Consider the following 14,076-nt stretch of genomic DNA (forward strand, 5'->3'; position numbering starts at 1 on the left):
ACGCTTACCACCGTCGGCATCGGCGGATCCGGAACCGGCCGTGCTGGCGATTCCGACGTTCAAAGGGATGGCCGAAGACATGCCCCTCAGCTTACGTGCGGCCGATGAGTAGTGGACGCCCGGTCGCGTCGTTCTCGACACACTCGCACCGGGCGAAAATGCGCCGAATGATGCAGAACCCCTGGCGCGCGTGGTCAGGCCCGGAGGAGGCAGCCTGCGTAACCACGTCGGGCCCCCGCGCGCCAAAGTAGATTCCGTGTCTGTGACACCAGTGCTTTGCATAACATCCCGTATCGGGCAGGCTAGGAGCATGTTTCGACCACCGTTCCTGGCCCGGGTCGCCGCCGGCGCGGCCGTATACGCCATCGAAGAAACCCGTCGGCTACCAACTGCCGCAATGAATTTCCCGATCACCGCGATCAGCCAGATGTTGCAGACCACCATGCACGTCCAGCAGTTCGTGACCAGCCTCGCCCTCAAGGGCGACGGCGTATTCGACCGTCTCACGAACGCCCCCGTCGAACAGCCCGACTGGGCCACCTTCGACGAGGACACCGAGCCGGAGTTCACCGCTCCCGGCCGCACCAGCAGTTTCGACCTGTACGACGACGAACCGGCCGACTTCGCCGCCGATGCCGCCCGCGCAGGTGAGACCAATGGTCACGCTGCCCCGGTACAGACCATCGCCGTCCCGGAGACCGAGGTTTCCGCGGTCCCCGAACCCCAGCCCGAGCCCGAGCCAGAGGTCGTCGAGCCCGAGGTGGCCACCCGCTACGACTACGCCAATATGACCCTGGCCCAGTTGCGCGCCCGCCTGCGCATGCTGACCGTCGAGGATCTGAACGCCCTGCTCGAGTACGAACAGCAGACGCGTGCCAGGGCGCCGTTCGTGACCATGCTGACGAACCGGATCGCCACCGTGCGGGCTCAATGAGTCCAGCATCGCGGAGCGATTCGATGGGGGGTGGTGGCCGGGAGACGGGTGGGCCCGAACCCGCCGCGTCATCGTCGACGGTTGGCCGGGAATCCGGCGGCCAACCCGACCGAGCTGCTCCCGCCAACTCCGCCGAACAGCCATGGCCGGTGCGCTCGGTGGCCATCAAGGTCGCGCAGTGGATCGATCGGCTGGGCAGCATCTGGGTGGAGGGCCAGATCACCCAGATCAATCTGCGTCCCGGCACCAGCACCGCATTCCTGGTGTTGCGTGATACCGCCGCCGATATGTCGCTGTCGGTGACCTGTCATCCGGATCTCATCCGCCGCTCCGCCGTCCCGCTGCAAGAGGGCAGCCGGGTGGTGGTGTACGGCAAACTCGCGTATTTCACCGGTCGCGGCACGATTTCGTTGCGCGCCATGGAGATTCGCCCAGTCGGCATCGGTGAACTGCTGGCCCGCATCGAACGACTGAAGGCGCTGCTCGCCGCGGAGGGACTGTTCGATCCCCGGCTGAAACGGCCGATCCCGTTCCTGCCCAAGACAATCGGCCTGATCACCGGCCGAGCCAGCGCCGCCGAGCGCGATGTGCTGACGGTGGCCCGAAATCGTTGGCCCGCAGTGCGTTTCGAGATACGCAATACCGCGGTGCAGGGCCCGACCGCGGTGCCGCAGATGGTGCAGGCGCTGGCCGGACTCGATCGCGATCCGGCCGTCGAGGTCATCGTGCTGGCCCGCGGCGGCGGCAGCGTCGAGGATCTGCTGCCCTTCTCCGATGAGACGCTGTGCCGCGCGATCGTCGCGGCGACTACGCCGATCGTCAGTGCGATCGGCCACGAACCCGATAACCCACTGTGCGATCTGGTCGCCGACCTGCGCGCCGCCACCCCCACCGATGCCGCCAAGCGCATCGTGCCCGACGCGGCCGCCGAACTGGCCGGGGTCCGCGATATGCGCGCCCGCGCCGCCGCCGCGCTGCGCGGCTGGGTCGACCGCGAAACCCGGGCATTGGCCCAGTTGCGTTCCCGGCCGGTGCTGGCGGATCCGCTGCGCGAACTCGATCGCCGCTATGACGAGATCGAACGCCTGCGCACCGCCGCCCGCCGCACCGCCGACCATCTGATCAGCACCGAAACCACCGCAACCCGGCACCTGCGGGAAAAACTCACCGCGGTGGGACCGGCCGCGACGCTGGCCCGTGGCTACGCTGTCGTGCAGCGCGTCAGCGGTAAGGAGCGGCATGTGGTCCGCTCGATCGAGGACGCGCCCGCGGGTAGTCAGCTGCGGATCCGGGTCGCCGACGGTGCGATCTCCGCCGCCGCACTGGGCACCCGAGCATTGGGCAAGACCGACAAAGGAAGGAACTGACCTTGGCCGACCCCGGCAAGGACGACGAGCTGGCCGAGATCTCCACCTTCGGCTACGAACGCGCCCGCGACGAACTGGTCAACGTCGTCAAGATGCTCGAACAGGGCGGCCTCGACTTGGACGAATCCCTCGCACTGTGGGAGCGCGGGGAGGCGCTGGCCACCCGCTGCGAGGAACATCTGGCGGGCGCTCGTCAGCGGGTCGAAAACGCCCTCTCCCGCACCGACCTCGAAACCGGCGAATGACCATCCGCCGCGCCACCCCTGATATCCGCACCGAGGACATGGCGGCCAGCCGCGAGTTCTACCGGCGGCTCGGCTTCGAAGAGGCCATGGACCTCGGCTGGGTGGTGACGATGGCATCCCCTACGAACCCGACCGCGCAGGTCCTGCTGGTCGGCCCGGAAGCCGAGCGGCCGCAGCCGGATATCAGCGTCGAGGTCGAGGATGTGGACGCCGTGCACGCGGAGTTGGTCGCGGTGAATGCGGACATCGTCTATCCGCTCCGCGATGAGCAGTGGGGCGTGCGCCGGTTCTTCGTTCGCGATCCCAGCGGCACGATCGTCAACGTGGTCAGCCACCGCTGACCGGCCGCCTCGATCAGGCTGGCCCCGCGCATCGCACGCCGCACATGCTCTCGAGGACCAGTGAATTCGCGCGCGGAGCGAAAGGGTGCGCGGTGTCCGTAGTCGCTGCTCGGTCGCTAGCGCTGCAAGGGCTGAGCTGCGCCGATGGCCGCCGCCAACGTGGTGAACGCAGCATGGTTGCCTGCGCCGGTGATGAGTACTCGGGACTGGCCGAAGTCGGCGATCCACGCCGTCTCGGAGCCCTGTTCGGCGTAGACGACCCACTTCCGGTCGCCGACCTGCTCGGTGCCGGTGCCGTAGCGGGAGCCGAGCACGAAGCGCGACAGCGCCTCCTCGGTCGCGCTGCTCTGGCTCATCCGCATGTACGTGCCCTGCGGTGTGATGAAACCAACAGTGCTGACCGGCCCGCCGCCGGTGGTGGTAATCGTGTCGCGGCTACCGGAGTTCGGAGTCCAGTGTTCGGGCAGGCTCGGATTGCGGATCGGGAAGGGCATGGTCTTCGCGTCGTTGGCGAGTGCCGCCGTCACGTCGAAGTGCGGAATCTGCCCCTGTGTCGGTCCTTTCCCCGCGAAGCTGCACTGGCTGGCGAGCCCGGCGAAGACCACGGCGATCAGCACCAACGGGATCAGTGACCAGAACAGATCCCGGTAGTCGTTGAGGATTCGTGGTTTTTGGTAGGACACGCTCCCAGTATCCACGCCGGTTGCCGCACACTCCCGCACAGGTAGCCGGAGATCTGGAGCTGACCTTTTCGAGCGACCTGCGAGCAATCGCTACGGGCGGTACCTGATCGAGAACGGTCACGCTTCTGAGAGAATCAGCGGTAGCAACGACCGTAGGAGGCACACCGTAATGACGGCATCTTCGCCCGCACCCAGCCGCCGCGAGGCGCCGGACCGCAACCTCGCGCTCGAACTGGTCCGGGTCACCGAGGCCGGTGCGATGGCCGCGGGCCGCTGGGTCGGCCGCGGCGACAAGGAAGGTGGCGACGGTGCGGCCGTCGACGCCATGCGGCAGCTGGTCAGCTCCGTTTCCATGCGCGGGATCGTGGTCATCGGTGAGGGCGAGAAGGACGAAGCGCCCATGCTCTACAACGGTGAGCTGGTCGGCGACGGTACCGGTCCCGAGGTCGACTTCGCGGTCGATCCGATCGACGGCACCACGCTGATGTCGAAGGGCTCCCCCGGCGCCATCGCGGTGCTCGCGGTCGCCGAGCGCGGCGCGATGTTCGACCCTTCCGCGGTGTTCTACATGCACAAGATCGCGGTCGGCCCCGACGCCGCGGGCGTGATCGATATCTCCGCCCCGATCGGCGAGAACATCAGCCGGGTGGCCAAGGCCAAGGGCCTGTCGAAGTCCGATCTCACCGTCTGCATCCTGGACCGGCCGCGCCACGCGGACCTGATCCAGGAGGTCCGCGACGCGGGCGCGCGCATCCGCCTGATCTCCGACGGTGACGTCGCGGGCGCCATCGCCTGCGCGCGCCCCGACTCCGGAACCGACATCCTGGTCGGCATCGGCGGCACCCCCGAAGGCATCATCGCCGCCGCCGCCATGCGCTGTATGGGCGGCGAACTCCAGGGCATGCTCGCCCCCAAGGACGACGCGGAACGCCAGAAGGCCATCGACGCGGGCCACGACCTCAGCCGCATCCTCACCACCAACGACCTGGTCGCGGGCGACAATGTCTTCTTCTGCGCCACCGGCGTCACCGATGGCGACCTATTACGCGGCGTCCGCTACTACCCCGGCGGCGCCTCCACCGAGTCCATCGTCATGCGCTCCAAGTCCGGCACCGTCCGCATGATCGACGCCTACCATCGCCTCACCAAGCTCCGCGAATACTCCTCGGTCGATTTCGTCGGCGACGAGGATGCGGTGCCGCCGATGCCCTGATCTTCTCGAACGAGTCGAGCCCGGTCCGCTTCGGATCGGGCTCGATTTTTCGTCATGTGCGGTGCTCTTTCCACGACGGTAAGCTCCGGAATCCCCAGCAGACCAAGGAGATCCGGTGTCAATTATCGGGAAGCTGTTGAAGAACCGCCGTGCCGGAGCGCAGGGCCTCGCCTGGCATCTGCCGAACCTCGCCGCCGAAGCGACCTTCGAAGTCACCAGCCCGGATTTCACCCACGAGTCGTCACTGCCAAAGGTGCACGCGTCCAAGCGGATCGGTGGCCGAGACGCATCCCCCGCGCTGGCGTGGACCGCGCCCGACGGTACGGCGCAACTCCTACTGGTCGTCGAAGACCCGGACGCACCAACAGGATTGCCATTCGTGCATTGCGTGGCCCTGCTGGAACCGACCCTCGCCGAACTGCCCCGAGACGGACTGCGTGCCGACGCTCCCGCGCCCGGCGTCAGCATCCTGCGCTCCGGCTTCGGCCGCGGCTACCAAGGTCCGGCCCCGATCAAAGGCCACGGACCGCACCGCTACGCCTTCCAGCTCTTCGCCCTGACCGAGCCGATCACCACCATCGGCGGCAAGCCCGCCGCGAAAGCGAAACCGCGCCACGTCTTCTCCGCCGCCCAAGCACTCGCCCACGGCCGCATCGACGCATTCTACGAACGCCCGTAACAAACAACCCCCGATCAAGATCAGGTGGAACTGGTGGCGGGGGCTACTCGTGCGATGCCGCCATAGATGCCACCTGATCTTGATCGGCCGGGGTGGGTGTGTGGATTGCCTCAGGCGTGGCGGCCACACGGGGGGCGTATGCGGCATAGGGTCGGGATTATGACGACCGAGGAGACGCAGTTCCGGATCGAGCACGACACGATGGGGGAAGTTCGGGTCCCCGTGGATGCGTTGTGGCGGGCGCAGACGCAGCGGGCCGTGGAGAACTTTCCGATCAGCGGGCGCGGGTTGGAGCGGGCGCAGATCCGGGCGCTCGGCCTGCTCAAGGCCGCGTGCGCCAAGGTGAACAAGGATCTCGGGCTGCTCGATCCGGTCAAGGCGGATGCCATTATCGCCGCCGCGAACGAGATCGCCGAGGGTCTGCACGACGAGCAGTTCCCGATCGATGTCTTCCAGACCGGCTCGGGCACCAGCTCGAATATGAACGCCAACGAGGTGATCGCCTCGATCGCGAAGGGCAACGGCGTGACCGTGCACCCGAACGACGACGTCAACATGTCGCAGTCCTCGAACGACACCTTCCCCACCGCGACCCACCTCGCCGCCACCGAGGCCGCGATCAAGGACCTGATCCCGGCGCTGGAGCATCTGCGGCTGGCGCTGCTGGACAAGTCGGCCGAATGGCGCACCGTGGTCAAGTCCGGGCGCACCCACCTCATGGACGCCGTGCCGGTGACCCTCGGCCAGGAATTCGGCGGCTATACCCGCCAGATCGCGGCGGGTATGGAACGCATCATGGCGGTGCTGCCCCGGCTCGGTGAGCTGCCCATCGGTGGTACCGCGGTAGGCACGGGACTCAACGCGCCCGCGGGTTTCGGCGCGAAAGTCGTCGCCGAACTGGTGCTGTCGACCGATCTCGACGCACTGTCGGAAGCACAGGATCACTTCGAGGCGCAGGCCGCCCGCGACGGTCTGGTGGAGGCGTCCGGCGCAGTGCGCACGGTCGCCGTGAGCCTCACCAAGATCGCCAACGACATTCGCTGGATGGGTTCGGGCCCGCTGACCGGTCTCGGCGAACTCCGGCTGCCGGATCTGCAGCCCGGCAGTTCGATCATGCCCGGCAAGGTGAATCCGGTACTGCCCGAGGCGGTTACGCAGGTCGCCGCGCAGGTGATCGGCAACGACGCGGCGGTCGCGTTCTCCGGTGCGAGCGGCGCGTTCGAGTTGAACGTCTACATCCCGGTGATGGCGCGTAATCTGCTCGAGTCGATTCGGCTGCTCGCCAATGTGTCCCGGCTGTTCGCCGATAAGTGCATTCGCGGTCTGGTCGCCAACGAGGATCATCTGCGCACCCTCGCGGAATCGTCACCGTCGATTGTGACGCCGCTGAATTCCGCCATCGGCTACGAAGAGGCGGCCGCGGTCGCGAAAGAGGCGCTGAAGGAAAAGAAGACCATCCGTCAGACCGTGATCGATCGGGGTCTGCTCGACGAGAAGCTCACCCTGGAAGAACTCGATCGCCGCTTGGATGTGCTGTCGATGGCCAGGGTCGAGGACGAAAAGTAGAAAAACCGGTCGGCGCACAAATCGTGCGCCGACCGGACTCGAGACTCAGGCAGGCGAACCGACCCGCAGGCCCGCGAGCTCCGCGCGCGCCTTCTCACCGTCCGCACCGAGACCGGTGCGGGTGAAGAACTCCCACTGCTCCAGCAACGGACCGAAAACCAATTCGTTCTCCTTGGAGCGGTCGTAGATGCCCGCCTCGGCGAGCACATCATCGCTGCTGCGCCCGTCGGGCAACGCCACCGACGGCACCTCGAACCGCGCGACGCTGTCGGCGATGGCGCGCATCGTCTGATCCGGTGCGACACCGAACGCCGCGGTGATCAGGTCCGCGAAGAAGATCGACTGCAGTTCATCGTCGATCGCGATGCGCTCGGCGATGGCGGTGACCATCTTGTTCTCCCCGAGCGCGGCGGTGTTGCGATGCCGGATGGCGGCGGCCGCCTCCTCGAACGCGCAGGTGGCGAGCACGTCGAGCAGGTGCAGTGCGGGACGCCGGAAACCCTTGGTCATATGGTCCATCCGCAACCGCTCCAACTGCACCGGGTCGACCGAACGGGTGACCATGAGGTAGTTGCGGATCATGATCTCGTGCCGGTTCTCCTCGGCCGTCCACCGTCCGACCCAGCGCCACCACGATCCGGTGCGCAGGTACTTACCGACCTCACGGTGGTACGAGGGCAGGTTGTCCGCGACGAGCACGCTGACCGTCAGCGCCAGCTTGGCGGTCTCGCTCAACTCGGATTGCTCCGGCTCCCAATCGATTCCGCCGAGGAAGCGGAAGTTGCGGCCGTCGTCCCACGGCACATAGTCGTGCGGCTGCCAGCCGTCGGCGGCGGCGATGTGGCGGCGCAGATTCAGCTCCACCTCATCGGCGAGGGACGCGAGCAGTTCGCGATCGGTCAAGAGAGTTTGCACTAGCACAACCTAGCGGCTGGGCCCCGCGATGCGGGGATCTACGAATAGGAATCGGTACCGGCGTCCGAGCGTACAAGCACCAGCTCTTTCGAGCGAACCGCGAGGCACTCACCAATAATGGCACGTGAGCGCCCGGACGCCGGGCGGATCAGGACTTCGGTGTGACAGTCGTATTGCCGTCCACCCAGGTGATGGTGCCGCCGACGAAATCGCTCTGCTTGCCGCCGGGGATGTCCTTCTCGTCGCTGGTCGGGTACCCGATCTTGCCGTCGGGGCCGTCGTTGTCCTCCCACGCCTTGCGGATTTCGCCCCAGACGATATGCGCGCCGCCGTCCTTGCTCCAGACGATCGCGCCGCCGGTGAAGTCCTGCCATTTGCCGTCGTTGGGGGCGTCCTCTTGCGACTTCAGCGGAGCGCCGAGCGGACCGGTCGGGCCGCCGGACTGCACGTACTTGTCGAAGATGATGCCGGAGACGGTGATGTCGCCGCCCTGGGTGGCGATCTTGGTCTCCTCCGCCGCGCCGGACATGTGCTCCTCGCCGTGGGCGGCCGCCGAGGTGGTCGTCATGGACGCGGCGGTGTTCTTGTCCTTGTTGTCGTCATTGCCGCAGCCGGTGGCCAGCAGCAGTGCCGCGGCCGCGGTGACCGCGGTGAATCCAGCCGTTCGTCGAGCGAAGTGGTGCATTTCCATCCCTCTCGTCGCGCGTAGCCTGGGCCGATGCTCGGCAACGGCCCGGCGAATCGATGTAAGACTCGCCGGGCCGTCGTTGAACAGGTATCACGCGGATACTACCCGCTCGATTGTGATGGGAAACACACCCTGGGTAGTTGCTGCTACCCGCTATGCACTCGGGCCGTACTCCTCCAACATCTCGGTCACCAGCGCCGCGATCGGCGACCGTTCGCTACGGGTCAGCGTGATGTGCGCGAAAAGCGGATGGCCCTTGAGCTTTTCGATCACCGCGGCGACACCGTCGTGCCGACCGACCCGTAGGTTGTCGCGCTGGGCCACATCGTGGGTGAGCACGACGCGCGATCCGGTGCCCAGTCGGCTGAGCACCGTCAGCAGCACATTGCGCTCCAGGGACTGCGCCTCGTCCACGATCACGAACGAATCGTGCAGCGAGCGACCGCGAATGTGGGTGAGCGGCAAGACTTCCAACATGTCGCGGCTGAGTACCTCCTCCATCACCTCGCGACTGGCCAACCCGTCGAGCGTGTCGAAGACCGCCTGCGCCCACGGGCCCATCTTCTCGCTCTCCGATCCCGGCAGATAGCCGAGATCCTGCCCACCGACCGCGTACAGCGGACGGAACACCACCACCTTGCGTTGTGTGCGACGCTCGAGCACCGCCTCCAAACCGGCCGTCAGGGCGAGCGCCGACTTGCCGGTACCGGCACGGCCGCCGAGCGAGACGATGCCGACGCTCTCGTCCAACAGCAGATCCAGTGCGATGCGCTGTTCGGCCGAGCGGCCGTGCAGTCCGAACGCCTCGCGTTCACGCACCAACTGCACCCGCTTGTCCGGCGTGACCCGGCCCAGGGCGCTGGAGCTTGCCCCGAGCAACCGGATTCCGGTGTGGCACGGCAGTTCCCGCGCCTCGTCCAGATCGATCACGGCCTCGGTGTAGAGCTGATCGATCTGCGTTTTGGAGACATCGATCTCCACCATTCCGGCCCAGCCGGAGGTCACCACGTCCTGGGCGTGGTATTCGTCGGCGTGCAAACCCACCGCACTCGCCTTGACGCGCAAGGGAATGTCCTTGGACACCAGCACGACCCGGCGGCCCTCGGCCGCCAGATTGAGCGCACAGGCCAGGATGCGGGAGTCATTGGTGTCGGTGCGGAATCCGACCGGGAGTACCGCGGGGTCGGTGTGGTTGAGTTCCACCTGCAGCGTTCCACCCTCGGTGCCGATCGGCACCTGCTGATCCAGCCTGCCGTGTTGCAGACGGAGATCGTCGAGGTTGCGCAGGGCTTCCCGCGCGAACCAGCCCAGTTCGTGATGGTGGCGCTTACCTTCGAGTTCGCTGATCACGACCAGCGGTAATACGACATCGTTTTCGCCGAACCTGGTGAAAGCCCAGGGATCCGACAATAGAACCGAGGTGTCGATGACGAAGGATTTCGCACCGGAATTCTGGGAATGCGAGGGGCGGGCCCCCTTCGCGGCGGCTTCGCCTTTCGCGGAGCTGGAGTGCGCCGAGGGAGCGGGAACGGAGCGTGCAGCAGTCACGGTGGGCTCCTTTGTGTTCGCGCGGCACCCGCACGAACGATCTCGCTGGACCGGTCCGTCCCGATGGGATCCGACTTGCGTCAGATGCCCAGAGGGCCGGGTGCCGGCCCTCTCGTACTGAGTAGCTCAGTCACGGTTCAGGACCTCCCGTACGAGCCACACCGACGCGGCCCGCACCAACGACGCTACCGCCGACTGCCCGGTCTCCGCTCGGGCACAGGTAGGCGTGTCCGTGAATTTGTCGTTAACCCCGCATTGGTGCAGGGGATAGAGTCGCAGGTATGGCCGGTAACGAGGAGTTGGAGAAGCTGTCGTCCAAGGAGCTGCACGACCGTGCGGTCCGGCTCGCGGCGCGGCGCGGCGACATCAAATATCTGTGGCGGCTACTGAAGTCGATTCCGGCCGCCGAGGCCGCCGCGGGCAATCTCGGCGAGAGCGAGGCCGATATCAAGTACGTGCTGCCGATGATCGACGACTACATCCACGCGGGCGACGGCAAGATCGCCGAGGTCCTACGGCCCTACTACCTCGAGTACCTCGCCAAGCACACCTGACCTCAGCGCTGGGGCAATGCGGCGCGGACGAGTCCGACGGCGGTGCCGCGCAGGAAGTTCTCCCAGCTGAAGTGGTCGTCCCACAGGATGATTCGGCCGTCGCGCAGTTCGAAAGTGCCGCAGACCCAGAACCCGATCCGCAGCGGGCCGACGCGCAGGGTATCGGTGCGGTCGGTCAGCACGAAGTCGCCGTCGGCGGCGATGTGATGCATTTCGGCGGCGAAGCCGATGGTGTCGCGGTTCAGCCCGCGCAGGATCTTGCGCGTGAGGCCGCCGCCGACCGTCGGCAGTGAGGTGTTCTTCCAGACGACATCGGGGTGCAGGAGCTCCAGTGCCTCCTCCACCGCGCCGATCTCGAGTGCGGCGAAGAATTCCCGCACCGTGGTGATCGCGTCCTGCTTCAGTTCCAGTTCGTCGGTCATGCACTGAGCCTAAGCGGTGGCCTCGCATTCGCTCGTCCAAGCGCAAGAGACTAATGACGGACTTTGTCCGGCTGCGCCCGATTGGGCCGCTAGGGTCGGCGGCGGTCGGCGATGAGGACACCCAGACCATCGAGAATTCGGTCGATGCCGAAGCTCAGCGCATCGCCCGGGCCCTCGTTCGCGGGCGGTGCGCCAGTCGCGGCCGCCTCTTCCGCGAAGGCGGCGGAGACCAGGGGAAACCGGTCGCCCGCGGCGGCCATCATCTCGGCGAACTGGCCCGCGATCTGCTGCGCGGTTTCCTGCCGGTCCCCGGTCGTCACCTGCTGCACGAGGCTGCGGATGTGCCCGTTGAGCAGCACGATGGTGTCCAGCCGCTCCGGCCCGGTCAACCCGGTGCCGTCGAGAGCGGTCAGCGCGGCGTTCATCCAGCCCATTTCATTGGGGCCGACCGCACGCGCGCCGATGGTCAGGCTGATCGACCAGGGGTGTGCGCTGTAGCGCTCGAAGATCGTCTCGGCCCAGCGGCGCAGTCCGGCTCGCCACGGTTCCTCATTCGAATTCTCGTGCGCCGCAATGACATCCGGCGGATCACCCATCGCGGCATCCACCATCAGCGCGGTCAGCTGTTCCTTGCCCGGCACATACCGGTACAGCGACATCTTGGTGAAGCCGAGGCGTTCGGCCAGGCGCTGCATGGACAGGTTCGCCAGTCCTTCGGCATCGGCGAGGGCGATGGCCTCCGCGACGATCCCCTCCAGTGACAGCGCGGGCTTGGGTCCGCGCTTGGGCCGCTGCTGGGTGCCCCAGAGCAGTTCGACGGTGGTCGGTGCAGGCATTTCCACATCCTTACGCATTGCGTGTTGACAAGTAACTGCGTCCACCATACTCTAATTCGTGTCCAACGGATACAGATTCCATTGGACGCAGATACTGACCTCGGGAGACATCATGCGCAACAAGACCGTTCTCATCTCCGGTGCGAGCATCGCCGGCCCCGCACTCGCCTACTGGCTGGGCCGCTATGGCTTCGCCGTCACGGTGGTCGAGCGGGCACCGCAGTTGCGACCGGGCGGCCAGGCCGTGGACTTCACCGGCGAAACGCACCACAAGGTGCTCGAGCGGATGGGCATCCTGGACGAGATCTACGCGCACCGCACCGGCACCACCGATATCGCGATCGTCGACGGCAAGGGCGAGCAGCAGGCGGTCATCTCCGGCGATTTCACCGGCGGCGACGTGGAGATCCTGCGCGGGGATCTGGCGCGGATCATGTACGAAAAGACCTACCAGGACTGCGAATACGTATTCGGCGACTCGATCAGCGCGCTGACCGAGACCGACGACGGTGTGTGGGTCGAATTCGAGAGGGGCGCGCCGCGTAGCTTCGATCTGGTCTTCGGCGCCGATGGCATCCATTCGCGGGTACGGCGTCTGGCGTTCGGACCGGAAAAGGAATTCGTCAAGCACCTCGGCCACTACTACTGCGTCGCCGGCGCGAGCCCGTGGGCGACCAAGTCCGAGGGCACACCCGAGCGGGTGACGGCCTACGGCTACAACGAGCCGGGCAAATGCGTCATCACCGGTGGCTCGAAGGCACAGCAGCTCTACATCTTCGCCTCGCCCCAACTCGACTACGCCCGTGACGACATCGAGGCGCAGCGACACATCATCGAGGAGACCTTCGCCGACGTCGGCTGGGAGGCGCCGCGCATGCTCGCCGAAATGGCGGAGTTCGACGACTTCTTCCTCGACTCGATCAGCATGGTGCGCAAGATGAAGAGTTACAGCCGGGGCCGGGTCGCGTTGGTCGGCGATTCGGGCTACGGAAACACCCTGGGCGGCTTCGGAACCGGACTCGCGGTGCAGGGCGCCTACATCATGGCCGGTGAACTCGCGCTCGCCGACGGCGATTACCGGATGGCCTTCGCGCGCTACGACGAGCTCATGCACTCGCTGGGCAAACTCGCGGACTACAGCAACGCGGGCCGCTTCTTCGCGCCGAAGACCGCGCTCGGCATCAAGTTCCGCAACTGGTTCCTGCACTCGTGGATGTTCGACAAGATGGTGAAAATGACCGAGAACGTGAAGACCATCGAGCTGCCGGACTATCCGGCGCTGGTCGCGGCCGCCAATGCGAACTGACACCGGTAGCCCCGGCACCCTGCAGCGGACCGGATGGTCTGGCGCGGCGAGATCGGCTGTGTTTCGATGGAACCGGGGTGGGGTCGAGTGCGTCTATAAGGTCAGACGGCACTGACGGAAGGGGCTGGCTCGGCCATGACAGCACAGATGGACGGCCGCGCGATCACCAATCCCGAGAACGCGCAAAACTTTTCGCACGCGGAGATCAAACAGGCTGCCGACCAGATGAATCCGGACGGATTGGACGGTGCGTTCGATGCCTGGGCCGCCATCGCGGCAGCGGTGACCAAGGCCGGACAGCAGTTCGAAACCGCGATTCAGCAAGCGGTGGATCAGCATTGGGAGGGCGCGGCGGCGGACCGGGCGGTGCGCGGCATCCGGGAGTATGCCGCCCGCGTCGGTGAGCTGGGCGAGTCGCTGGATCAGCAGTCGACACCGCTGTCGGCGGCGGTGAGCGCGGCGGGGCGGTTCAAGGTGGCGGTGCCGCCGGTGGTGGATAGTTCGGATAGTGCGCGGGGGCCCGAGCTGCGGAATTCGCAGGAGGAACAGGCCCGGGATGATATGAGCACGTTTTATATCCAGCCCTATGGGAGTACGGCGCCGTCGATTCCCACGTTGCCGCCGCCGGTCGATCCGATTTCTGGGGGGTCGGGGTTTTCGGGAGTGCTGGGGGCTTTGCCGGGCGGGGATTCCGGGAAGGCCGGGGATACGAGCCCGGTGGAGGGTACCGGGCGGGGTGGGGATTCCAGCAAAGCAGGAGATACAGGCACGCCGGACGG

General features: G+C 66.5%; 16 protein-coding genes. 10 read left to right on the forward strand and 6 right to left on the reverse strand.

Annotated elements, in window-relative coordinates:
• The first annotated feature begins 310 nt into the window (after positions 1–310).
• The 4 genes from NP3_RS00010 to NP3_RS00025 are packed head-to-tail and all read left to right on the forward strand — an operon-like array spanning position 311 to position 2,887.
• Entirely contained in the window at positions 311–934 is a 624-nt protein-coding gene (locus NP3_RS00010; protein ID WP_063036451.1) for a lipid droplet-associated protein, read from the forward strand.
• Positions 935–957: 23 nt separating this feature from the next.
• A complete protein-coding gene (xseA, locus tag NP3_RS00015) occupies positions 958–2,301 on the forward strand; it encodes an exodeoxyribonuclease VII large subunit (protein WP_084507925.1) in 1,344 nt (447 codons plus the stop codon).
• 2 nt (positions 2,302–2,303) lie between these two features.
• A complete protein-coding gene (locus NP3_RS00020) occupies positions 2,304–2,546 on the forward strand; it encodes an exodeoxyribonuclease VII small subunit (RefSeq protein WP_063036454.1) in 243 nt (80 codons plus the stop codon).
• A complete protein-coding gene (locus NP3_RS00025) occupies positions 2,543–2,887 on the forward strand; it encodes a VOC family protein (RefSeq protein WP_063036456.1) in 345 nt (114 codons plus the stop codon). The genes NP3_RS00020 and NP3_RS00025 overlap by 4 nt, the downstream gene beginning before the upstream one ends.
• A 116-nt stretch (positions 2,888–3,003) precedes the next feature.
• On the opposite strand, the gene NP3_RS00030 is transcribed toward NP3_RS00025, so the two are convergent.
• Positions 3,004–3,570, reverse strand: coding sequence for a DUF4245 domain-containing protein (locus NP3_RS00030; protein WP_063036458.1), 567 nt, complete (start codon positions 3,568–3,570; stop codon positions 3,004–3,006).
• Positions 3,571–3,739: 169 nt separating this feature from the next.
• On the opposite strand from NP3_RS00030, the gene glpX reads away from it, so the two are divergent.
• From glpX to NP3_RS00045, 3 genes are all read left to right on the forward strand, one after another.
• A complete protein-coding gene (glpX, locus tag NP3_RS00035; RefSeq protein ID WP_063036460.1) occupies positions 3,740–4,783 on the forward strand; it encodes a class II fructose-bisphosphatase in 1,044 nt (347 codons plus the stop codon).
• Positions 4,784–4,898: 115 nt separating this feature from the next.
• Positions 4,899–5,462: a YbhB/YbcL family Raf kinase inhibitor-like protein gene (locus NP3_RS00040; RefSeq protein WP_063036462.1), complete on the forward strand. Its 564-nt coding sequence runs from the start codon at positions 4,899–4,901 to the stop codon at positions 5,460–5,462.
• Positions 5,463–5,621: 159 nt separating this feature from the next.
• Positions 5,622–7,028, forward strand: coding sequence for a class II fumarate hydratase (locus NP3_RS00045; RefSeq protein WP_063036464.1), 1,407 nt, complete (start codon positions 5,622–5,624; stop codon positions 7,026–7,028).
• Positions 7,029–7,073: 45 nt separating this feature from the next.
• On the opposite strand, the gene NP3_RS00050 is transcribed toward NP3_RS00045, so the two are convergent.
• The 3 genes from NP3_RS00050 to phoH2 all read right to left on the reverse strand — a co-directional run bounded on the left by NP3_RS00050 (position 7,074) and on the right by phoH2 (position 10,179).
• Positions 7,074–7,943 (reverse strand): acyl-ACP desaturase, encoded by an 870-nt coding sequence (locus tag NP3_RS00050; protein ID WP_063036466.1) that lies wholly within the window; start codon positions 7,941–7,943, stop codon positions 7,074–7,076.
• Between the two features lie 148 nt (positions 7,944–8,091).
• On the reverse strand, positions 8,092–8,628 hold the full coding sequence (locus NP3_RS00055) for an LGFP repeat-containing protein (RefSeq protein WP_063036474.1): 537 nt from the start codon (positions 8,626–8,628) through the stop codon (positions 8,092–8,094).
• A 156-nt stretch (positions 8,629–8,784) separates the two neighbouring features.
• Positions 8,785–10,179, reverse strand: coding sequence for an RNA 5'-3' helicase PhoH2 (gene phoH2 / locus NP3_RS00060; protein ID WP_063036468.1), 1,395 nt, complete (start codon positions 10,177–10,179; stop codon positions 8,785–8,787).
• Between the two features lie 281 nt (positions 10,180–10,460).
• On the opposite strand from phoH2, the gene NP3_RS00065 reads away from it, so the two are divergent.
• Complete coding sequence (locus NP3_RS00065; protein WP_063036470.1) at positions 10,461–10,733, forward strand: hypothetical protein; 273 nt, start codon at positions 10,461–10,463, stop codon at positions 10,731–10,733.
• A gap of 2 nt (positions 10,734–10,735) precedes the next feature.
• Here NP3_RS00065 and NP3_RS00070 read toward each other — a convergent pair whose 3' ends face one another.
• Together NP3_RS00070 and NP3_RS00075 are read right to left on the reverse strand one after the other, a co-directional pair.
• Entirely contained in the window at positions 10,736–11,155 is a 420-nt protein-coding gene (locus tag NP3_RS00070) for a limonene-1,2-epoxide hydrolase family protein (RefSeq protein WP_063036472.1), read from the reverse strand.
• Between the two features lie 89 nt (positions 11,156–11,244).
• The gene (locus NP3_RS00075; protein WP_063036476.1) at positions 11,245–11,991 is read right to left on the reverse strand and encodes a TetR/AcrR family transcriptional regulator; all 747 of its coding nucleotides are present in this window, start codon (positions 11,989–11,991) and stop codon (positions 11,245–11,247) included.
• 112 nt (positions 11,992–12,103) lie between these two features.
• Here NP3_RS00075 and NP3_RS00080 point away from each other — a divergent pair, with 112 nt between their 5' ends.
• Entirely contained in the window at positions 12,104–13,297 is a 1,194-nt protein-coding gene (locus NP3_RS00080; protein ID WP_063036478.1) for an FAD-dependent monooxygenase, read from the forward strand.
• Between the two features lie 135 nt (positions 13,298–13,432).
• Positions 13,433–14,076, forward strand: a 644-nt coding sequence (locus tag NP3_RS00085) for a PPE domain-containing protein (protein ID WP_157123934.1), incomplete at its 3' end; no start/stop codon positions are given.

This window comes from Nocardia pseudovaccinii NBRC 100343 (assembly GCF_001613225.1).
Lineage (GTDB): Bacteria > Actinomycetota > Actinomycetes > Mycobacteriales > Mycobacteriaceae > Nocardia > Nocardia pseudovaccinii.